Here is a 21,115-nt window from a genome sequence, read left to right as displayed (position 1 = left end):
CTCTCTGTGTAGGGTTGTGGTGTTTAGAGGACGATCTCGCGCTGGCTGCGCAGTGACTCCAGCGCTTTATCCGCAAGGTACAGCGCACGTTCACCATCATCGCCGCTGCAGTCAGGCACCGCTTCGCCGCGCAGGACCGCGACAAAGTGTTCCCATTCCGCGGCGTAAGCGGATTTGTAGCGCTGCAGGAAGAAGTGTTCCGGCAGCGCGCTGGTGCAGCCCTGTTTGCCGTAGTGCTGCACCTGGTTTTCCAGAATGTTGCCCGCGCACAGCAGCCCTTCGGAGCCGTGCAGCTCCAGGCGCTGGTCGTAGCCATACGAGGAGCGGCGGCTGTTGACGATGGTCGCCATCGCGCCGGAGGCGTATTTCAGGACGATAAACGCGGTATCGATGTCGCCTGCCTCGCCAATCGCCGGATCCACCAGGTTGCTGCCCTGGGCATACACCGACACCGGCTCTTCGCCCATGATGAAGCGGGCCATGTCAAAATCGTGAATGGTCATATCGCGGAACATGCCGCCGGAGACGCGCACGTACTCCGCAGGCGGTGGAGACGGGTCGCGGGAAACGATCAGCAGCGATTCCGGCTTGCCGATGCGCCCGGCCTGCACGTCGGTTTTCACGCGGCGGAACTGCGGGTCAAAGCGGCGGTTAAAGCCGATAAACAGCGGCACGTCGTACTCTTTGACCACCTTCAGGCAGTCGCGCACGCGGGCAAGGTCGAGGTGGACCGGCTTTTCGCAGAAGATGGCCTTGCCGTGGCGGGCGGCCATTTCAATCAGGTCCGCGTGGGTATCGGTGGCGGAGGCGATCAGCACGGCGTGAACGTTAGGGTCGGTCATCGCTTCATCCAGGCTCTGCTGGCGGGCCTGATACTGCGCGGCGAGACGGGTGGCAAATTCCTGATTCGGGTCAACCACGGACCAGAGCGTGGTCGCGCCGTGGCTGGCGATGTTAGCTGCATGTACCTGGCCAATTCGGCCAGCGCCCAGTAAAGCAATGTTAAACATAACGGCTCCCGGTGTTGGTGAATGCTGTGAACTAACGACTCTATAAATAAAACATTTATTTCATTTTTATAAATAGTGAAAATTATGTTTTTGAGTGCGGGTTAACACTTTTGAGATGAATGAGATAAATTTTGTTATCAATCTCACAACATGGAAGAAGGTGCTGCTAGCCCTTCACCCCGGCCCTCTCCCCAAAGGGGCGAGGGGGAAAAGAGCGCACCGAACCATTCCCTCTCCCCAATGGGGAGAGGGTTAAGGTGAGGGGAAAATGAAATGAAAATTTCGTTACTTCGGGAAAACTCAATACTGACGGGCTTTTTTCACCTGCGACTGCGTTTGCTCCGCGGCTTCACGCACGGCAGACGATTCCGCCACCTGCGCATCACCGGTTCGCCACCAGGAGGCGTAGTCGTGGGTCATGGTCTTCGGCAGCACCTTGATGTCCAGCAGCGTCGGGCCCGGATGGGCGCGTGACGCCTCCAGCGCCGCCAGCAGGCTTTGCTCGTCGTGCACCCGCCACGCGCGGCAGCCGTAGCTCTCCGCGTTTTGCGCAAAATCGACCTTCACCAGCGGACCGTCAAGCCGTCCGGTTTCCGGGTTGCGATGGCGGTTTTCCGTGCCAAAGCTGCCCATGCCGTGCCCCATCTGCAGGTTGTTAATGCAGCCGAAGCTGGCGTTATCAAACAGCAAAACGGTAACCTTAATACCCTCCTGAACGGCGGTTTGCAGCTCGGAGTGCAGCATCATGTAGGAGCCATCCCCCACCATGGCGTATACCGGCTGCCCGGGTCGGGCAAGCTTCGCGCCGATGGCTGCCGCAATCTCGTAACCCATGCAGGAGTAGCCGTACTCCAGGTGATAGCTGTCCGGCGTTTTGACCTGCCAGAGGCGCTGTAAATCGCCCGGCAGCGAACCGGCCGCGCCCACCACGATGGCGTTATCTTCCACATGCTGGTTGATCAGCCCCAGCACCCGCGTCTGGGTCAGGCGGGTATTGAGCGCCTCGCCGTACTCCGCCAACTGCGCGTCCAGGTGCCCCGCCACTTCGGGCGCGTCGTCAGGACGCCACTGGCGATCCCACAGGCGGCGGCACTCGTCGCGCCAGGCGGATTTCGCCTCAGCGATCGCCTCTCCCCAGCCGCTGCGGTAATCACCGAGCGCGTGGGTCAATGCCTCGAGCCCGGTTTGAGCGTCGGCAATCAGCGCCGTGGCGTCCAGCTTCAGGGCGTCAAACTCGGCCACGTTCAGCAGCAGAAATTCGACGTCCGGATGGGAAAAGAGCGCCTTGGAGCCGGTGGTAAAGTCGGTCAGGCGCGTGCCGATGCCAATCACCAGGTCAGCCTGCGGCGCGAGCTGGTTGGCCGCCATTCCGCCCGTCACCCCTACGCCGCCGAGGTTAAGTGGGTGGTCACTTACCAGCGCCCCCTTTCCGGCCTGGGTTTCGGCAAACGGCAGCTGCAGCGTCTCGACAAATTCGCGAAACGCCTCATGTGCGCCGGAATAGCGCACGCCACCGCCGCACACCACCAGCGGGCGACGCTTGCGGGCGATCAGCGCCCGCGCCTGCGCCAGACGCTGCGGATCGGGCGGACGACGCTCGATGTGGTGCACGCGACGCGCGAAGAAGCTCAGCGGGTAATCCCACGCTTCCCCCTGCACGTCCTGCGGCAGGCAAATCGTCACCGCACCGGTATCTGCCGGGTCAGTAAGCGTTCGCATCGCGCTAAGCATCGCGCTCATGAGCTGCTCGGGGCGGTTAATGCGGTCCCAGTAGCGGGAGACCGGACGGAAGCAGTCGTTGGTGCTGATGCTGAGGTCGTGATACTGCTCGATCTGCTGCAGCACCGGGTCCGGCTGGCGGCTGGCGTAGATATCGCCCGGGAGCAGCAGCAGCGGGATGCGGTTCGCCGTGGCGGTTGCCGCCGCCGTAACCATATTGGCGGCACCCGGCCCGACGGAGGAGGTGACGGCAAAGATGCGCTGACGGCGGTGCTGTTTGGCGAATCCCGTCGCCATATGGGCAATGCCCTGCTCGTTGCAGCCCTGCATCACCTGCAGATGGCCCGGATCCTGCTCCAGCGCCTGGCCGATACCCAGCACGTTGCCGTGCCCAAAGATCGTCGCCACACCCTCCACGAAGGGCGTTTCGTTGCCATCCACGCTGACGTACTGTTGATTCAGGAACCGGACCAGCGCCTGGGCCATGGTCATACGTTCGGTTTGCATAAAATCTCCTGTCAGCCCAGCGTCGGCATGGAGAACGCAGCGCCTGTCTCCTGCTGCATTTCCGGCCAGCGCGCGGTGATGGTTTTCATTCGGGTGTAGAAACGCACGCCGTCGTTGCCGTGGACGTTGAGCGCGCCGAAGATGGAACGCTTCCAGCCGCCGAAGCTGTGGAACGCCATCGGCACCGGGATCGGCACGTTGACGCCCACCATACCTGCCTGCACCTCTTCGCAGAAGCGGCGCGCGCAGCCGCCGTCACGGGTGAAGATTGCCGAGCCATTACCATATTCATGGCGGTTAATCAGGTCCACCGCGCTGGCGTAATCTGCTACGCGCACCACAGAAAGCACCGGACCAAAAATCTCTTCTTTATAGATGGTCATCTCCGGGGTGACGTTATCGAACAGCGTCGGCCCGACGAAGTAGCCCTGCTCGTGGCCCTTCACGCTGAAGCCGCGACCGTCCACGCGAAGCGTCGCCCCCTGCGCTTCTCCGCTGTCGATGTAGCCCAGCACCTTGCTGCGGTGCGCGGAGGAGATGAGCGGCCCCATTTCGTTTTCCGGCGTCTGGTCCAGCCCCGGCCCGACGCGCAGCGCGGCAATCTGTTTTTCCAGCCGGGCGCAGATGTCATCGGCGGTGTTATCGCCCACCGCCAGTACCACCGAGAGCGCCATGCAGCGTTCCCCCGCCGCGCCGTAGGCCGCGCCCATGATGGCGTTGGTCGCCATCTCCATGTCGGCATCCGGCATTAAAATGCAGTGGTTTTTCGCACCGCCCAGCGCCTGGCAGCGCTTACCGTGGGCGGACGCGGTCTGGTAAATGTATTCCGCAATCGGCGTGGAGCCGACAAAGCTCACCGCCTGCACGCGCGGGTCGGTCAGGAGCACGTCAACGGACTCTTTATCACCCTGCACCACGTTGAAGACGCCGTCCGGCAGGCCGGCCTCTTTCAGCAGCTGCGCCAGCGCGAGCGCCAGAGAAGGGTCTTTTTCCGACGGTTTCAGCACGAAGGTATTCCCGGTCGCCAGCGCAATCGGGAACATCCACATCGGCACCATCGCCGGGAAGTTAAACGGCGTGATCCCGGCGCAGACCCCGAGCGGCTGCATCAGCGAGTGGCTGTCAACGCCGGTCCCGACGTTCGCCGAGTGTTCACCCTTTTGCAGATGCGGAATGCCGCAGGCAAATTCGACCACTTCCAGGCCGCGGGTCAGTTCGCCCACCGCATCGGAGAAGACCTTGCCGTGCTCTTCGCTAATGAGACGGGCCAGACGTTCCATATTCTCTTCCAGCAGCGCCTTGAAGCGGAACATCACGCGCGCGCGCTTAAGCGGAGCATGACGCGCCCACGCCGGAAACGCCTGCTGCGCGGCGGCAATCGCCTGCTCCGTTTCCTGTGCCGTACTCATCACCACCTGGCGGATCTGCTCGCCGGTGGCCGGGTTGAAGATCGCCTGAACGCGCTGGCCTGAACCGGTGACACATTCGCCGTGAATAAAATTCGCTACCGTCTCCATCCTTAACCTCTCGCTGTTGATACGTGACTTGACCTGAACACTGTGTACTGAACACTATATATGAAACAAATATTCCATTTTAAGTTGAAATAAAATAAATGATGATTATTGTGATCAAGGATGGATTTTTATGTTAACAGCCAGCACCACTGACGCCGCGTGCGCTATTAAGGGTTCTCGGGCGAGGAAATGACTGAATCTTCTGTTTCATTTTTGCTGCCAGATGGATGGCCGACATTTAAAAAACGCGGTTTTGCGTTTAGAATCATATGACTGTATTTGGGGGATAACATGACGACAGCAACCAGCCTGAACGAACTGCAGCAGCAAATCCGCGATCGCTACGATAGCCTGAGCAAGAGGCTGCAGCAGGTCTCCCGCTACGTGCTGGACAACACCAACAGCGTGGCCTTTGATACGGTTGCCGTCATTGCCGAGCGCGCCGACGTGCCGCCCTCGACGCTGATCCGCTTTGCCAACGCCTTTGACTTCACCGGCTTCAACGAAATGAAACAGCTGTTTCGCATGAACCTGGTGGAGGAGACCGCCAGCTACAGCGACCGCGCCCGGCTGTTCCGCGAGATGGAGAGCGAGGCCGTGCCGGAAACGCCGCTCGATATCCTGCAGGAGTTTGCCCGCTCGAACGCGCAGGCGCTGCAGCAGCTGGCCGCCCGCGCCGAGCCGGAGATGCTGGAGCGCGCGGTACAGCTGCTGGCCGACGCCGACACCATCTACATCGCCGGACTGCGCCGCTCCTTTAGCGTCGCCGCGTACATTACCTATGCACTGAGCCATCTGGAGTGCCGCCCTATCCTGCTCGACGGCATGGGCGGGATGCTGCGCGAGCAGATCAGCCGCATTAAGGCGCGCGACATCGTGGTGTCGATAAGCTTCTCGCCGTACGCGGAAGAGACGGTGATGGTCAGCGAAACCGCCGCCAGCGTCGGCGCGCGGCAGATTGTGATTACGGACAGCCAGATCAGCCCGCTGGCGACGTTCAGCGATCTCTGCTTTGTGGTGAAAGAGGCGCAGGTGGATGCGTTTCGGTCTCAGTCGGCGACGCTGTGCCTGGTGCAGTCGCTGGTGGTGGCGCTGGCGTATCGGCTGGGTGAAGGGAAATAGGAAAATAAAAAACCCCCTGCACAGGCAGAGGGTTTTGGGTTAATTCAGAGGGAAATTATTCCCACTCAATCGTAGCCGGTGGCTTACCGCTGATGTCATACACCACGCGGGAAATACCGTTCACTTCGTTGATGATGCGATTAGACACGCGGCCCAGGAAGTCATACGGCAGGTGCGCCCAGTGCGCGGTCATGAAGTCGATGGTTTCCACCGCACGCAGGGAAACAACCCAGTCGTACTTACGGCCATCGCCCATCACGCCGACGGAGCGAACCGGCAGGAACACGGTGAACGCCTGGCTTACCTTGTTGTACAAGTCAGCTTTGTGCAGCTCTTCGATGAAGATCGCGTCCGCACGACGCAGCAGGTCGCAGTACTCTTTCTTCACTTCGCCCAGCACGCGCACGCCCAGACCCGGACCCGGGAACGGGTGACGGTAGAGCATGTCGTACGGCAGCCCCAGTTCCAGACCGATCTTACGCACTTCGTCTTTGAACAGTTCGCGCAGCGGTTCAACCAGACCCATCTTCATCTCTTTCGGCAGGCCGCCCACGTTGTGGTGAGATTTGATGACGTGCGCTTTGCCTGTGGCGGATGCCGCAGACTCGATCACATCAGGATAGATGGTGCCCTGCGCCAGCCATTTGACGTCGTCCAGCTTCAGCGCTTCTTCGTCGAACACTTCCACGAACACGCGACCGATGATCTTACGTTTTGCTTCCGGATCGTTCTCGCCTTTCAGCGCGTCCAGGAAGCGCTGCTCGCCTTCCACGTGAACGATGTTCAGACCGAAGTGGTCGCCGAACATGTCCATAACCTGCTGGGCTTCGTTCAGGCGCAGCAGGCCGTTGTCCACGAAGACGCAGGTCAGGTTTTTGCCGATAGCGCGGTGCAGCAGCATCGCGGTCACGGAGGAGTCCACGCCGCCGGAGAGGCCGAGGATCACTTTGTCATCGCCAACCTGCTGGCGAATACGCTCAACGGCGTCGTCGATGATTTTTGCCGGGGTCCACAGGGCTTCACACTGGCAGATGTCGCGCACGAAGCGCTCCAGCATGCGCATACCCTGACGGGTGTGGGTTACTTCCGGGTGGAACTGCACGCCGTAGAAGCGTTTTTCTTCGTTCGCCATGATGGCAAACGGGCAGCTCTCTGTGCTAGCAACGGTCACGAAGTCAGACGGGATAGCGGTGACTTTGTCGCCGTGGCTCATCCACACGTCCAGCAGCGGTTTGCCATCTGCGGTCAGGGAGTCTTCGATACCGCGCACCAGCGCGCTGTCGTTAACCACTTCAACCTGCGCATAGCCGAACTCGCGCTCGCTGGAGCCTTCTACGTGGCCGCCCAGCTGCATTGCCATGGTCTGCATACCGTAGCAAACGCCGAATACCGGCACGCCAGCTTCGAACACGTACTGCGGCGCGCGCGGACTGTTCTCTTCGGTGGTGCTTTCCGGGCCGCCGGACAGGATGATGCCGCTTGGATTGAATTCGCGAATCTGTGCTTCCGTGACATCCCACGCCCACAGCTCACAGTAAACGCCCAGTTCACGCACGCGACGCGCCACCAGCTGAGTGTACTGAGAACCGAAGTCCAGGATGAGAATGCGATGTTTATGAATGTTTTCCGTCATTGACGCTAATTCCGAGGCAAGTGAAACAAAAACAGAGCGCCCGGCAGAAGCCGGGCGCGGAAACTTATCAGGAGCCCAGACGGTAGTTCGGGGACTCTTTGGTGATCGTCACGTCGTGAACGTGGCTCTCCTGGATACCCGCACCGCTGATGCGTACGAATTCCGCTTTAGTACGCAGCAGGTCAATGGTACCACAGCCGGTCAGACCCATACAGGAGCGCAGGCCGCCCATCTGCTGGTGAATAATTTCTTTCAGACGGCCTTTATAGGCAACGCGACCTTCGATACCTTCTGGCACCAGTTTGTCTGCGGCGTTATCGGTCTGGAAGTAACGGTCAGAGGAGCCTTTGGACATCGCGCCCAGGGAGCCCATACCGCGGTAAGATTTGTAAGAACGGCCCTGATAGAGTTCGATTTCACCCGGGGATTCTTCGGTACCGGCCAGCATGGAGCCTACCATTACGGCAGCTGCGCCCGCTGCGATCGCTTTCGCGATGTCGCCAGAGAAGCGAATACCGCCGTCAGCGATAACCGGAATACCGGTGCCTTCCAGCGCTTCAACCGCGTCAGACACCGCGGTGATCTGCGGAACGCCCACGCCGGTCACGATACGGGTAGTACAGATAGAGCCAGGGCCGATACCCACTTTCACCGCGCTGCAGCCGGCGTCAGCCAGCGCGCGAGCGCCTGCGCCCGTCGCCACGTTACCGCCGATGATCTGCAGGTCAGGGTATTTGGCACGGGTGTCACGGATACGCTGTAGAACGCCTTCGGAGTGGCCGTGAGAGGAGTCAATCAGCAGGACGTCAACGCCCGCAGCAACCAGCGCGTCAACGCGCTCTTCGTTACCGGCACCTGCGCCAACCGCAGCGCCGACGCGCAGACGGCCATGCTCGTCTTTACAGGCGTTAGGCTTACGTTCTGCTTTCTGGAAATCTTTAACGGTGATCATGCCGCGCAGGTGGAAGTTGCTGTCAACAACCAGCGCTTTTTCAACGCGTTTTTCGTGCATTTTTGCCAGCACCACGTCGCGGGTTTCACCTTCGCGAACGGTAACCAGACGCTCTTTTGGCGTCATGTACACGCTAACAGGCTGGTTCAGGTCAGTCACGAAACGCACGTCACGACCGGTAATAATACCAACCAGTTCGTTCTCTTCGGTCACCACCGGGTAACCGGCAAAGCCGTTACGCTCGGTCAGGGCTTTCACTTCGTGCAGCGTGGTGGTTGGCAGAACGGTCTGTGGGTCAGACACGATGCCGGATTCATGCTTCTTCACGCGGCGAACTTCTTCTGCCTGACGTTCGATGGACATGTTTTTGTGGATAAAGCCAATGCCGCCTTCCTGTGCCAGGGCAATAGCCAGGCGCGCTTCAGTCACGGTGTCCATTGCCGCAGAGAGCATAGGAATGTTCAGGCGAATGGTTTTCGTCAACTGCGTGCTGAGGTCGGCAGTATTCGGCAGAACGGTGGAGTGAGCGGGAACGAGGAGGACGTCGTCAAACGTCAGTGCTTCTTTAGCGATACGTAGCATGGGCAATATCTCTGACCTGGGTGGTTAAATATTGCCGTGGCATTATACAGAGCGTAACCGATTGCATCTACACTTTTTTATAAAAAAGCTTGCGATTGCCTCTCAGCAGGTTACTATCGACTGAATAACTTGCTGATTTAGAATTTGATCCCGCTCACATGTTATCCTCTCAATCCCCCTCAATTTATACCGTCAGCCGCCTGAATCAGACGGTGCGTTTGCTGCTTGAGCAGGAAATGGGGCAGGTCTGGATCAGCGGTGAGATCTCTAACTTCACGCAGCCGTCCTCCGGTCACTGGTACTTTACCTTAAAAGACGACACCGCCCAGGTGCGCTGCGCAATGTTCCGCAACAGCAACCGTCGCGTGACGTTTCGCCCTCAGCACGGCCAGCAGGTTCTGGTTCGCGCCAATATCACCCTGTATGAGCCGCGCGGCGACTATCAGATTATCGTCGAGAGCATGCAACCCGCGGGCGAAGGCCTGCTGCAGCAGAAGTATGAACAGTTAAAAGCCCGGCTCTCTGCCGAGGGGCTGTTCGACCAGCAGTACAAAAAGACGCTGCCCTCCCCCGCCCACTGCGTTGGGGTCATCACCTCGAAAACCGGTGCGGCACTGCACGATATTTTGCACGTGCTGAAGCGTCGCGACCCTTCCCTGCCCGTCATTATCTACCCGACCGCCGTGCAGGGTGACGATGCGCCGGGCCAGATTGTGCGCGCCATTGAGCTGGCGAACGCCCGTCAGGAGTGCGACGTCCTAATCGTCGGGCGCGGCGGCGGCTCGCTGGAAGACTTGTGGAGCTTTAACGACGAGCGCGTGGCGCGGGCAATCTTTGCAAGTCAGATCCCCGTGGTGAGCGCCGTCGGCCACGAAACGGACGTAACGATCGCCGATTTTGTCGCGGATCTCCGCGCGCCGACGCCGTCCGCGGCGGCGGAAGTGGTCAGCCGCAACCAGCTGGAGCTGCTGCGTCAGATTCAGAACGGCCAGCAGCGTCTTGAGATGGCGATGGACTACTACCTCGCCAACCGGACCCGGCGCTTTACCCAGCTTCACCACCGTCTACAGCAGCAGCACCCGCAGCTGCGTCTGGCGCGTCAGCAGACCGTTCTGGAACGTCTGCGTCAGCGCATGAACGTTGCGGTGGACGCGCAGCTTAAGCGCGCGATATCGCGCCAGCAGCGCGCGACCCAGCGCCTGAACCAGCAGAACCCGCAGCCGAAAATTTATCGCGCGCAAACGCGAATTCAGCAGCTGGAGTATCGTCTGGCGGAAACTATCCGTGCGCGACTGAGCACCACCCGCGAACGCTTTGGCAATGCGGTGACCCACCTTGAAGCGGTTAGCCCCCTCTCCACGCTGGCGCGCGGCTATAGCGTGACGACGGCGACGGACGGCAAAGTGCTGAAGCAAACCAAACAGGTGAGTACAGGCGATGTGCTGACGACGCGCCTGTCAGACGGCTGGGTAGAAAGCGAAGTGAAATCAATTAAACCGGTGAAAAAAACGCGTCAGCGTAAAACCGGATAATTCTTCGCCGGTTACTTACTATACTGCTGCTATTCCCTTTTTTAATAAGGAGAGCAGCATGACCCATCTTAATAGCGTTATTCCGCCGTATATTCTTCGTCGTATTATCGAAAGCGGTTCCGAACCGCAGCAGCGCTGTGCCCGCCAGACCTTAACCCATGTCCAGACGCTGATGGCACATATGCCCGGCAAACCCGCTGCGCCGCACGTGAATAAAGCCGGGCAGCTTGAGCGTGATATTTACGACGCAAAGCAGACTCAGGAACTACCAGGTACGCAGGTGCGTTACGAAGGCCAGCCGTCGAACGGCGATATAGCGGTGGATGAGGCCTACGAGTATTTAGGTATTACCCATGATTTCTTCTGGAAGGAATATCAGCGCGATTCGCTCGATAATAAAGGGCTTATTTTAACCGGTACCGTTCACTATGGCCGGGAATATCAGAACGCCTTCTGGAACGGACAGCAGATGGTATTCGGCGACGGTGACGGGGAAATATTTAACCGCTTTACCATCGCCATAGACGTCGTGGCGCACGAGCTGAGCCACGGCGTGACCGAGACCGAAGCCGGGCTTATCTACTTTGAGCAGTCCGGCGCGCTGAACGAGTCGCTGTCGGACGTGTTTGGATCACTGGTGAAGCAGTACCATCTGAAGCAAACCGCCGATAAAGCGGACTGGCTGATTGGTGAGGGATTACTGGCAAAAGGCATCAACGGCAAAGGGCTGCGCTCGATGTCTGAACCGGGCACCGCCTACAACGATCCGCTGCTCGGCAAAGACCCGCAGCCTGCACACATGAAAGATTTCATCAAAACGCGTGAGGATAACGGCGGCGTGCACTTGAACTCCGGCATCCCCAACCGGGCATTTTATCTGGCCGCGACGGCGATCGGCGGCTACGCCTGGAAAAAAGCGGGTTATGCCTGGTACGACACGGTTTGCGATCGCAATCTGGCGCAGGATGCGGATTTTGAGGCTTTCGCAAAACTGACGATCGCGCACGGAGAGAAACGTTCCGGCGGCGACGTGGGGGCGGCCATTAAACAAGCCTGGGAACAGGTGGGAGTGTTGTAAATGCAGGTTCCGGAACTGACGGATGACGCCGTTGTTGAGCTGGCCCGGGAAGGCGGCGTCGCTTTTATTCCCAAGCTGAGCGGACAGCGCACCATCGCGCTCTCCTCGCTCAATGAGGCCCAGCGCCAGCGACTGGTAAGCATCCTGGAGCAGGCCTTTCCACGCGGCCAGCCGCCCGGGCAAGCCTCTTCACCCGGCAGCGGCGACCAGCGCTATTTCCGCATCCAGATTATCTGGACCGGGCAAAATCAGGCGCACTACGCCGATATCATCGTGCTGGTACCGGAGCAGGAAGCGCCCGAGTCGCTGGTCGAGCTGTGGAAGAAAGGCGAAGGCTGCGTGTGCGATTAACCTTCGGCCCGAACGAACTCCACGCGTTTTTTGGAGATAAGACCGTGGCCGTTCTGGCAGAAATAATCCACCGCCCCACAGGCTTTTAAGACCTGGAGTGGCTGATGGCACTCCGGGCAGCGGGCTTCAAGCGCAATATCCTTATTACAGCTCTCGCAGTGTGCCACCCCATTCAGGGGCTCAAGCGGTGCCCGGCAATCCGGGCAGGTAATCGTCATTTTCTCTCCTGTTGGGTTTTATCGGGGCAAGATAACTGCCCCGTCAGGGTGAATGTTATCAGGCTTCAGCCGCCGGTTTAGTCTGCGCATTTTCCAGCATGCGGCGAACCGGAACAATGAGGACGATCAGTACCGCTGCACAAATCAGCAGCGCGATGGAGCAACGCGCAAAGAGATCCGGCAACATATCAAGCTGGTCAGCCTTCACGTGGCCGCCAATCAGGCCCGCCGCCAGGTTACCCAGCGCGCTCGCACAGAACCACAGCCCCATCATCTGGCCGCGCATTCTCTCCGGCGCCAGCAGCGTCATGGTTGCCAGGCCAATCGGGCTGAGACACAGTTCGCCGAGCGTCAGCATCAGGATGCTGCCCACCAGCCAGAACGGCGATACGCCCGCCCCACCGCTGCTCAGCACGTTCTGCGCCGCCAGCATCATCAGGCCAAAGCCCGCTGCGGCACACAGAATACCGATAACAAACTTGGTGATACTGCTCGGACGAATGTTCATGCTCGCCAGCTTTGGCCACGCCCAGCTGAACACCGGTGCCAGCAGGATGATGAACAGGGCGTTGATTGACTGGAACCACACCGCCGGAATTTCGAAATCGCCGATCATGCGGTTAGTGTAGTCGTTGGCAAACAGGTTGAACGAGGTTGGCTTCTGTTCAAACGCGGACCAGAAGAACGCCGCGGAGATCAGCAGAATAAAGCAGACCAGCAGCCTGGCGCGCTCTGTACGGTTCAGGCCTGCAAAAACAAACAGATAAATAAAGTAGAGGGCAACGGATGCAGCAATCACGTAGACCAGCACGCTGGCTACCGCGACCGGGTTAATTACAATCACGCCCTGCGCAATCAGCGTCACGAGCGTTGCCACGCCTGCCGCCAGCGCCAGCAGCCAAACGCCCACGCCGTTACGCTTCACAACCGGGCTGTTCCAGGTGGAGTCGAGGCCAACTTCGCCGTCATAGCGTTTCATGGCCGGAACGGCAAACACGCGGAAGATAATCAGCGCTACCAGCATCCCGATACCGCCAATGCCAAAGCCCCAGTGCCAGCCGTGGGTTTTAATCAGCCAGCCGGAAATCAGCGGCGCGATGAACGAGCCCATGTTTATGCCCATGTAGAACAGCGAGAAACCGCCGTCACGACGCGCGTCGCCTTTTTTATATAGGGTACCGACCATGACCGAGATACAGGTCTTAAACAGCCCGGAGCCGAGCACGATGAACATCAGGCCGATAAAGAACAGGTTGTTCCCCATCACCGCCGAGAGCGCAATCGACAGGTGACCGAGCGCAATCAGAATCGAACCGTACCAGACGGCTCTCTGCTGACCGAGCCAGTTATCCGCCAGCCAGCCGCCCGGCAGCGCGGCCAGGTACATGGTACCGGCAAAGATACCGACAATCGCCGAGGCGTTTTCTCGCGCCAGGCCCATCCCGCCGTCATAGACTGTGGCGGCCATAAACAGGATCAGTAACGGACGAATGCCGTAAAACGAGAAACGCTCCCACATCTCGGTGAAGAACAACGAACCGAGCGGATACGGGTGGCCGAAGAACGTTCGGCTCTCTTTTTGATTAACAGTGGATTGCATAATTCTCCCGAAAGGTATGTCGTCGTGCTTGTAAACACCAGCAGGTACGCCGGCCAGTTACGTATCTGGCCGATTTTTTACATGCGGCGAAAAGTTAGTTAACCATTTGATAACCAGGCGCTAGTTTTGTCTAGTACCGGACCCTGGACTTTAAGATGAAAATTCGACGATTGTCTACTTTCTTAGATTTAAACTTGGTTAAAAGTGAATAGTGATTGACTTCACACAGAGAAAACCGGCGGTATGATTGGGCAAAAAAAAGCCCGCGATAGTCGCGGGCTTTTGTGTGTTCAGCAAAGCTTATTTGCTTTTCTTAATGTGCTTAATCAGGCGCTTACGCTTACGCATCTGGTTTGGCGTCAGGGTGTTGCGCTTGTTGGCGAACGGGTTTTCCCCTTCCTTGAACTGGATACGGATAGGCGTGCCCATCACGTCCAGCGATTTACGGAAGTAGTTCATCAGGTAACGCTTGTAGGAGTCTGGCAGGTCTTTCACCTGGTTGCCGTGGATCACCACGATTGGCGGGTTATAACCACCGGCGTGGGCGTATTTCAGCTTCACGCGACGACCGCGCACCAGCGGCGGCTGATGGTCTTCCGCAGCCATGTTCATGATACGGGTCAGCATGGCGGTGCTCTGACGACGGGTGGAGCTGTCGTAAGCTTCACGCACGGATTCGAACAGGTTACCCACACCGCTGCCGTGCAGCGCAGAGATGAAGTGTACGCGGGCAAAGTCGATAAAGCCCAGACGGAAGTCGAGGGTCTCTTTCACCTGCTCACGCACTTCGTTGCTCAGGCCATCCCACTTATTGACCACGATAACCAGTGAGCGCCCACTATTGAGGATAAAGCCGAGCAGAGAGAGGTCCTGATCGGAGATACCCTCGCGTGCGTCGATGACGAGCAGCACTACGTTAGCATCTTCGATCGCCTGCAGGGTTTTGATAACGGAGAATTTCTCCACCACATCGGTGATTTTCCCGCGCTTACGCACCCCGGCGGTGTCGATGAGGACATATTCACGCTCATCGCGCTGCATCGGGATGTAGATGCTGTCGCGGGTGGTCCCCGGCATATCGTAAACGACCACGCGCTCTTCACCCAGAATACGGTTAGTAAGCGTAGACTTACCTACGTTTGGACGACCCACGATGGCCAGCTTGATCGGCAGGTCCTGCGGGTTGAAGTCGTCTTCAGGCTCTTCTTCGCCCTCTTCTCCGTCTTCGAACTGCGCCCAGTATTCAGCGTCTTCGTCTACTTCTTCCGGCGGGTTTACTTCGTCCACCCACGGCAGCAGAACGGTTTCCAGCAGGCTGGTAACGCCACGGCCATGCGATGCCGCGATAGGATAGATTTCACCCAGGCCCAGAGACCAGAAATCCGCGATGGCCTGATCGGCATCGATGCCGTCGGTTTTGTTCGCCACCAGGAAGGTTGGTTTTTCGCGTGAACGCAGGTGTTTAGCGATAGCGGAGTCCGCCGGCATCAGGCCAGCGCGTGCATCCACCATGAACAGCACCACGTCCGCTTCTTCAATCGCCAGCAGCGACTGTTCCGCCATGCGGGTTTCCACGCCGTCTTCCGTGCCGTCAATACCGCCGGTATCAATACAGATGAACTCGCGTCCTTCCACCTCTGCACGACCGTACTTACGGTCACGCGTCAGCCCCGGGAAATCCGCAACCAGCGCATCACGGGTGCGTGTTAAACGGTTAAAAAGAGTGGATTTTCCAACGTTAGGGCGCCCGACAAGCGCGACCACAGGTACCATGTTTGAAGCCTCATAAAATTCAAAATAACGTCGCTTTCGCGGCGTTTTTAAAAATGTCAAAACGGCTCCTGAGTGAACAGGAGCCGTTTAGTATACTACAACCGCCGGGTAATTAACGCGTGATCGCGTACAGCGTGCCGTCTTTTGCCTGAATCAGCAGTTTGCCGTCGGCCACAACCGGGTCGGTCAGGAAACCGGAGCTGTCGACTTTTTGCTGCGCAACAAAGCGGCCGTTATCCGGATCGATCCAGTGCATATACCCTTCGCTGTCGCCGACAACCAGGCTACCGTTGTACAGCGCCGGTGCGGTCAGGAGACGGTGCAGCAGGTCGCTTTGCGTCCACAGCGTTACGCCGCCTTCGGTGCTCAGGGCCAGCAGACGGTCGTTCTGGTCAACCATATAAATACGGTTACCCTCAACGATGAAATCGTTCACCGAGCCCAGCTCACGTTTCCACATGATCTGGCCGCTGCGCAGATCCAGCGCGGTCAGGTTGCCGTTATAGGCCAGGGCGTAAACCACACCGTTAACGATAACAGGCGTTGTATCCACGTCGCTCAGACGGTCAATTTCCGTTGAGCCTGTGGCCTGAGAGATACGCTGCTGCCAGATCATCTGGCCCTGCTGCATCAGCACGGCACTCACGCGACCGTTATCACCGCCCACAATGGCAGCACCAAATGCGGTAGCCGGGGCAGATTCGCCGCGCAGAGAGAGCGCAGGCATATCCAGGTTAACGGTCCATTTCACCAGGCCGTCCGCTTCGTTCAGCGCCTGCAGCTGGCCGTTGCTGGTATGAATCAGCACCAGGCCGTCGCTTACTACCGGACGCGACAGGGATTCACCCGCCACGGTTGTTTGCCAGGCAATGGAGCCGTCGCTGCTGTTCAGCGCATACACCTGCGCCTTTTCGCTGCCCACGTAAACATGGCCACCGGCAACGGTCAGACCGCCAGACAGCAGTGCAGGCTTACGGGAGAACCAGCCGTCTTTTTCCGCCAGGTTAACGGACCACACTTCTTTCCCGTCATCGGCGTTCACCGCTTTCACGGTACCTTTGCGGTCAGCGGCATAGACAACGCTGTCTGCATACGCTGGATGAAGGTTGGAATAGAAATCACCAATCCCATTGCCCACGGAGACATCCCACGCGGTGGATGGGGTAAACTGGTTTTCAACCGTCGGCAGTGGGGACATTTTCACAACGTCTTCTTCGCCACTGAACAGTGAACAACCACTCAATAACGTAACAGAAAGCAGTCCTGGCAGAAGTAATTTACGCAATTGCATCGGGTCCCTCTCAGACGGACAAATTATTTATTTTCATCTGCATCATTTCGCTCAGCGCAGGTGAAGCATTGCTCTCTACGCCAGCTTGCCACGCTTTACGCGCGCCCGCTTTGTCACCTTTGCTCAGCAGTGCTTCACCGCGCAGATCGGCAACGATGGCAGCAAAGCCTTCGCCTTTGATGGTATCGAGCGTTTTCAGCGCATCGTCAGCTTTCTTCTGCTGAACCTGAATACGTGCCAGGCGCAGATTGATCACCGCTTTCAGGTTTTCATCACTGGCGGCAGCAAGGCCCTGAGACAGCTGTGCAGCGGCTTTATCCAGTTCGTTCTTATCAACGTACTGCTGAGCCACTTCCAGCGCAGCCAGTGCACCGTAGGTGTTTTTGTTGTCAGCCGCAAACTTTTCTGCCGCCGTCAGCGTTTGAGGCTGATCGGCACGAATTGCGCTCACGGTATTTTCATAGGACAGAGACGCGCCGCGCGCGGAATCTGCCTGATGATTGTTCCAGTAACGCCAGCCCACCAGCGCACCGATACCTAAAACAACCCCAACAACCAGCGCTTTGCCGTTTTCAACAAAGAAGCGCTTAATCGCGTCGACCTGATCGTGTTCGTTCTCGTAAATTTCCACGCAGTCCTTCTCCTTAGCCCAATAGAGTGCGCAAGTGCGCCGCAACGCCGTCCTGCGTTACCGTTGTCTGCTCACCAGAGCGCAGGTCCTTCACCACCACTTCGCCGTTAGCCACTTCGGACTCACCCAGCACCAGTGCAATACTTGCGCCCCACTTATCGGCACGAGCAAACTGTTTTTTAAAGTTGCCGCCGCCATGGTTGGTCATCAGCTTAACGCCCGGCAGCGCATCGCGCACGCGTTCGGCAAGCTGCATCGCCGCAGACTGCGTTTCCGCGCCTGAGGCCACCAGGTATATATCGACAACGGAATCTGCTTTAAATTCCGGATTAACTGCCTGAACCAGCAAAACAAGTCGCTCAAGACCCATCGCGAAGCCAACAGCAGGTGCTGCGCGACCGCCAAGTTGCTCTACCAGACCGTCATAACGACCGCCCGCGCACACGGTGCCCTGAGAGCCGAGGCTCGTGGTCACCCACTCAAACACGGTACGGTTGTAGTAGTCCAGACCGCGTACCAGGCGTTGATTCACGGTATAGGCGATGCCTGCCGCTTCAAGGAGCTTGCACAGGCCCGCGAAGTGTTCGCGAGATTCTTCATCCAGATAGTCACCCAGCGCAGGCGCATCGTTCAGCAAAGCCTGAACATCGGCGTTTTTGGAATCCAGAACGCGCAGCGGGTTGCTGTACATGCGACGTTTGCAGTCTTCGTCCAGCTTCTCTTTATGCTGTTCCAGGAACGCCACCAGCGCATCGCGGTAGTTAGCGCGCGCTTCCAGAGAACCAATAGAGTTCAGCTCAAGGGAAACGTGATCGGCGATACCGAGGGCGCGCCACCAGCGGGCGGTCAGCATAATCAGTTCGGCGTCGATGTCCGGGCCCTGCAGACCAAAGACTTCCACACCCAGCTGATTGAACTGGCGATAACGACCTTTCTGAGGACGTTCGTGGCGGAACATCGGGCCGATATACCACAGGCGCTGCTCCTGATTGTACAGAAGACCATGTTCGATGCCGGCGCGTACGCAGCCCGCCGTACCTTCCGGACGCAGGGTCAGGCTGTCGCCGTTGCGGTCCTCAAAGGTGTACATCTCTTTTTCAACCACGTCGGTGACTTCACCGATCGCGCGTTTGAATAACGGGGTCTGCTCTACAATCGGCAAACGAATTTCGCTGTAACCGTAGCTGCCGAGCACCTGCTTCAGCGTGCCTTCAATGCGCTGCCAGATGGCGGTTTCGCCAGGCAGATAATCGTTCATGCCGCGGATGGCTTGAATGTTTTTTGCCACGTTTATTCTCTTTCTATATACAAAAAAAACCCAAAGAATGGGTTCAATCATACATGGGAAGCTCGCGGCTTCCCATCACGTTATTTTTCAACCTGCTGAACGTTAATACGCTGTGTCTCGTCCATCATGGCGGCTTTCGCACGGATGCGGGCTTCAAGCTGGTCGATCATGTCGCTATTATCCAGACGATCTTTACGAACGCCATCTTCATAGAGACCACTTTTCTTGTTACCGCCGGTCACGCCCAGGGTTGACACCAGCGCTTCACCCGGGCCGTTTACCACACAGCCGATGATGGAGACGTCCATCGGGGTGATAATGTCTTCCAGACGTTGCTCCAGGGCATTCACCGTCCCGATCACATCAAACTCCTGACGTGAGCAGGTTGGGCAGGCAATGAAGTTGATCCCACGCGCGCGAATACGCAGCGACTTCAGGATATCGAAACCGACCTTGATCTCTTCGACCGGATCGGCCGCCAGCGAGACGCGCAGGGTGTCACCGATCCCTTCAGAGAGCAGCAGCCCAAGACCGATCGCGGATTTTACCGAGCCGCTGCGCAGGCCACCCGCTTCGGTGATCCCGAGGTGCAGAGGCTGGTCGATCTGCTTTGCCAGCAGGCGATAAGACTCTACCGCCAGGAACACGTCGGACGCTTTTACGCTGACTTTGAACTGTTCGAAGTTAAGACGATCAAGATGATCGACGTGACGCATAGCGGATTCGAGCAGCGCCTGTGGCGTAGGCTCGCCGTATTTTTCCTGCAGGTCTTTTTCCAGGGAACCGGCGTTAACGCCAATACGGATAGGGATATTTTTATCGCGGGCGCAGTCCACGACCATGCGGATACGCTCTTCGTTACCGATGTTGCCCGGGTTAATACGCAGGCAATCGACGCCGTATTCGGCCACTTTCAGTGCGATGCGGTAGTCGAAGTGAATATCCGCCACCAGCGGAACGCTGACCTGCTGTTTGATCAGTTTGAACGCCTCAGCGGCATCCATGGTCGGGACGGAGACGCGAACAATGTCCGCGCCTACACGTTCTAATGCTTTGATTTGATTGACCGTCGCTTCCACATCGGTGGTGCGCGTGTTGGTCATCGACTGAACGGCGATAGGTGCCCCATCGCCTATTGGCACATTCCCAACGTAAATCCGTTTCGATTTTCTACGTTGAATCGGAGCCTGGTTATGCATGAAAAATCTCCCGCGTTGCCCGTCTGTTACTGTGCTGCTGATTGTTCGGCATTAACGGTAAGACGTGCAACCTGGTTAGTTCTGATAAAGCGGCTCAGATCGACAGGTTTTCCTTGATACTGGATCTGTACCGCTGCCGGAGCGCCGATTTTAAGTTTATAAGGAGCCTGGCCGATTAGATTTAACGTGCCATCTTTACGCTGCAGGCCGCTGAACAGTTTTTTACCAGTCGCGTCAGTAACTTCCAGCCAGCAATCGGCGCTGAAGTTCATCACCAGTGCGTTAGGATCGGCTGCTGTCGCCGTACCCGCCGGGCTGGTTGGCAGAGACGCTGCGGTATTGTCTGCAGGCTGAGTAGCAGCAGGCGCGTTCGCCGCCGTATCAACATTTGCCTGAGAAGGGGCAACAACCGCGTTTTGATCCTGAGCCTGCGGCGCAGCGGTGTCAGCCGTTGCTGCAGGAGCCTGTGTCGCACCGGTTGCAGACGCGTCTGGCGCTGCGGTCTGTGGTTCGCTGGAGGACGCCGCACCGTCGGTATTCAGCGGCACGCTCTGGGCGTTATCATTTCCGGCCTGGTTGAGTTCAGCAGACGATTGATCGGCCATGGTGGTGATCTCTTCCTGCTGCGCCTTGTGGTTTTGCCACCACCATGCACCGGTCAGACCGATCACCACAAACAGCACAAGCCAGGTAAAGCTCATCAGCCAGCCGTCACGTTTTTTACGACGTTTCCCCAGAGAGAAGGTCTGCATCGGCGCAACTTTTGCTGCACGGACCGGCGCCTGCTTCTCCATCATTGGCAGTAATTCGTTTTCGGGGATATTCACCAGTTTTGCGTAAGAGCGGATATAACCGCGCAAGAACGTTGAAGCCAGATCGGCAGGCGCCTTATCTTCTTCAATATCGCGAACCGTGGAAACCTTCAGGCACAAGCGTTCCGCAACGGCTTGCTGGCTGAGTCCGAGTTGTTCACGGGCGTTGCGAAGACGAACGCCAGTGGAGAGTGCTTCATGTTGGTCGTGAGTGGCTTCAGTATTCATTCGCTACAACTACTGGTACGTGAAAAATAAGGGTTCAGGCGCCGGTGAGTCACAATGCCACCCGCACCGCGA

Annotated in this window: 17 protein-coding genes; 4 read left to right on the top strand and 13 right to left on the bottom strand. The window is 58.0% G+C overall.

Annotated elements, in window-relative coordinates:
• Window positions 1–23: 23 nt before the first annotated feature.
• From iolG to LRM19_RS08860, 3 genes are all read right to left on the bottom strand, one after another.
• The gene (gene iolG / locus LRM19_RS08870) at window positions 24–1,010 is read right to left on the bottom strand and encodes an inositol 2-dehydrogenase (RefSeq protein WP_271368329.1); all 987 of its coding nucleotides are present in this window, start codon (window positions 1,008–1,010) and stop codon (window positions 24–26) included.
• Window positions 1,011–1,310: 300 nt separating this feature from the next.
• Window positions 1,311–3,236, bottom strand: a complete 1,926-nt coding sequence (gene iolD, locus LRM19_RS08865; RefSeq protein WP_271368326.1) for a 3D-(3,5/4)-trihydroxycyclohexane-1,2-dione acylhydrolase (decyclizing) — start codon at window positions 3,234–3,236, stop codon at window positions 1,311–1,313.
• Between the two features lie 11 nt (window positions 3,237–3,247).
• Window positions 3,248–4,753, bottom strand: a complete 1,506-nt coding sequence (locus tag LRM19_RS08860) for a CoA-acylating methylmalonate-semialdehyde dehydrogenase (RefSeq protein WP_271368324.1) — start codon at window positions 4,751–4,753, stop codon at window positions 3,248–3,250.
• Between the two features lie 291 nt (window positions 4,754–5,044).
• Between LRM19_RS08860 and LRM19_RS08855 the strand changes: the two genes are divergently transcribed.
• Window positions 5,045–5,875 (top strand): MurR/RpiR family transcriptional regulator, encoded by an 831-nt coding sequence (locus LRM19_RS08855; RefSeq protein ID WP_271368322.1) that lies wholly within the window; start codon window positions 5,045–5,047, stop codon window positions 5,873–5,875.
• A 55-nt stretch (window positions 5,876–5,930) separates the two neighbouring features.
• Here the strand turns inward: LRM19_RS08855 and guaA are convergent, their stop codons facing one another.
• Window positions 5,931–7,508 (bottom strand): glutamine-hydrolyzing GMP synthase, encoded by a 1,578-nt coding sequence (gene guaA, locus LRM19_RS08850; protein ID WP_008502126.1) that lies wholly within the window; start codon window positions 7,506–7,508, stop codon window positions 5,931–5,933.
• Window positions 7,509–7,575: 67 nt separating this feature from the next.
• Window positions 7,576–9,042, bottom strand: a complete 1,467-nt coding sequence (gene guaB, locus LRM19_RS08845) for an IMP dehydrogenase (RefSeq protein WP_008502128.1) — start codon at window positions 9,040–9,042, stop codon at window positions 7,576–7,578.
• 158 nt (window positions 9,043–9,200) lie between these two features.
• On the opposite strand from guaB, the gene xseA reads away from it, so the two are divergent.
• From xseA to LRM19_RS08830, 3 genes are read left to right on the top strand one after another with little or no spacing between them, the layout of a single operon-like run.
• Window positions 9,201–10,574 carry an exodeoxyribonuclease VII large subunit gene (gene xseA / locus LRM19_RS08840; RefSeq protein WP_133294910.1) on the top strand — a complete coding sequence of 458 codons (1,374 nt, stop codon included), beginning with the start codon at window positions 9,201–9,203 and terminating at the stop codon, window positions 10,572–10,574.
• A 58-nt stretch (window positions 10,575–10,632) separates the two neighbouring features.
• On the top strand, window positions 10,633–11,652 hold the full coding sequence (locus LRM19_RS08835) for a M4 family metallopeptidase (RefSeq protein ID WP_111965157.1): 1,020 nt from the start codon (window positions 10,633–10,635) through the stop codon (window positions 11,650–11,652).
• Window positions 11,653–12,003, top strand: a complete 351-nt coding sequence (locus LRM19_RS08830) for a protealysin inhibitor emfourin (protein WP_024908659.1) — start codon at window positions 11,653–11,655, stop codon at window positions 12,001–12,003.
• Here the strand turns inward: LRM19_RS08830 and LRM19_RS08825 are convergent.
• From LRM19_RS08825 to rodZ, 8 genes are all read right to left on the bottom strand, one after another.
• Window positions 12,000–12,221 (bottom strand): zinc ribbon domain-containing protein, encoded by a 222-nt coding sequence (locus LRM19_RS08825; RefSeq protein WP_115875994.1) that lies wholly within the window; start codon window positions 12,219–12,221, stop codon window positions 12,000–12,002. The genes LRM19_RS08830 and LRM19_RS08825 overlap by 4 nt on opposite strands.
• 58 nt (window positions 12,222–12,279) lie before the next feature.
• Complete coding sequence (locus LRM19_RS08820) at window positions 12,280–13,821, bottom strand: peptide MFS transporter (protein WP_271368315.1); 1,542 nt, start codon at window positions 13,819–13,821, stop codon at window positions 12,280–12,282.
• A gap of 300 nt (window positions 13,822–14,121) precedes the next feature.
• Window positions 14,122–15,594 (bottom strand): ribosome biogenesis GTPase Der, encoded by a 1,473-nt coding sequence (gene der / locus LRM19_RS08815; protein WP_115875996.1) that lies wholly within the window; start codon window positions 15,592–15,594, stop codon window positions 14,122–14,124.
• A gap of 112 nt (window positions 15,595–15,706) precedes the next feature.
• On the bottom strand, window positions 15,707–16,885 hold the full coding sequence (gene bamB, locus LRM19_RS08810; RefSeq protein WP_008502135.1) for an outer membrane protein assembly factor BamB: 1,179 nt from the start codon (window positions 16,883–16,885) through the stop codon (window positions 15,707–15,709).
• A 10-nt stretch (window positions 16,886–16,895) separates the two neighbouring features.
• Window positions 16,896–17,516 (bottom strand): YfgM family protein, encoded by a 621-nt coding sequence (locus LRM19_RS08805; RefSeq protein ID WP_115875997.1) that lies wholly within the window; start codon window positions 17,514–17,516, stop codon window positions 16,896–16,898.
• A gap of 13 nt (window positions 17,517–17,529) precedes the next feature.
• A complete protein-coding gene (hisS, locus tag LRM19_RS08800; protein WP_032622984.1) occupies window positions 17,530–18,804 on the bottom strand; it encodes a histidine--tRNA ligase in 1,275 nt (424 codons plus the stop codon).
• A gap of 80 nt (window positions 18,805–18,884) precedes the next feature.
• Entirely contained in the window at window positions 18,885–20,003 is a 1,119-nt protein-coding gene (gene ispG / locus LRM19_RS08795) for a flavodoxin-dependent (E)-4-hydroxy-3-methylbut-2-enyl-diphosphate synthase (protein WP_262806007.1), read from the bottom strand.
• 26 nt (window positions 20,004–20,029) lie between these two features.
• Window positions 20,030–21,043, bottom strand: coding sequence for a cytoskeleton protein RodZ (rodZ, locus tag LRM19_RS08790; RefSeq protein ID WP_271368309.1), 1,014 nt, complete (start codon window positions 21,041–21,043; stop codon window positions 20,030–20,032).
• Window positions 21,044–21,115 lie beyond the last annotated feature (72 nt).

It is taken from the genome of Enterobacter sp. PI-10 (genome assembly GCF_027947695.1).
GTDB lineage: Bacteria > Pseudomonadota > Gammaproteobacteria > Enterobacterales > Enterobacteriaceae > Enterobacter > Enterobacter vonholyi.
Note: the sequence above shows the minus strand (reverse complement) of the source record. Positions and strands in the feature narration are given on the sequence as shown.

Bases quoted from the DNA above. Each gene is read 5' to 3' on its own strand.
- iolG (WP_271368329.1), bottom strand. From the start codon at position 1,010: ATGTTTAACATTGCTTTACTGGGCGCTGGCCGAATTGGCCAGGTACAT.
- iolD (WP_271368326.1), bottom strand. From the start codon at position 3,236: ATGCAAACCGAACGTATGACCATGGCCCAGGCGCTGGTCCGGTTCCTG.
- LRM19_RS08860 (WP_271368324.1), bottom strand. From the start codon at position 4,753: ATGGAGACGGTAGCGAATTTTATTCACGGCGAATGTGTCACCGGTTCA.
- LRM19_RS08855 (WP_271368322.1), top strand. From the start codon at position 5,045: ATGACGACAGCAACCAGCCTGAACGAACTGCAGCAGCAAATCCGCGAT.
- guaA (WP_008502126.1), bottom strand. From the start codon at position 7,508: ATGACGGAAAACATTCATAAACATCGCATTCTCATCCTGGACTTCGGT.
- guaB (WP_008502128.1), bottom strand. From the start codon at position 9,042: ATGCTACGTATCGCTAAAGAAGCACTGACGTTTGACGACGTCCTCCTC.
- xseA (WP_133294910.1), top strand. From the start codon at position 9,201: ATGTTATCCTCTCAATCCCCCTCAATTTATACCGTCAGCCGCCTGAAT.
- LRM19_RS08835 (WP_111965157.1), top strand. From the start codon at position 10,633: ATGACCCATCTTAATAGCGTTATTCCGCCGTATATTCTTCGTCGTATT.
- LRM19_RS08830 (WP_024908659.1), top strand. From the start codon at position 11,653: ATGCAGGTTCCGGAACTGACGGATGACGCCGTTGTTGAGCTGGCCCGG.
- LRM19_RS08825 (WP_115875994.1), bottom strand. From the start codon at position 12,221: ATGACGATTACCTGCCCGGATTGCCGGGCACCGCTTGAGCCCCTGAAT.
- LRM19_RS08820 (WP_271368315.1), bottom strand. From the start codon at position 13,821: ATGCAATCCACTGTTAATCAAAAAGAGAGCCGAACGTTCTTCGGCCAC.
- der (WP_115875996.1), bottom strand. From the start codon at position 15,594: ATGGTACCTGTGGTCGCGCTTGTCGGGCGCCCTAACGTTGGAAAATCC.
- bamB (WP_008502135.1), bottom strand. From the start codon at position 16,885: ATGCAATTGCGTAAATTACTTCTGCCAGGACTGCTTTCTGTTACGTTA.
- ispG (WP_262806007.1), bottom strand. From the start codon at position 20,003: ATGCATAACCAGGCTCCGATTCAACGTAGAAAATCGAAACGGATTTAC.
- rodZ (WP_271368309.1), bottom strand. From the start codon at position 21,043: ATGAATACTGAAGCCACTCACGACCAACATGAAGCACTCTCCACTGGC.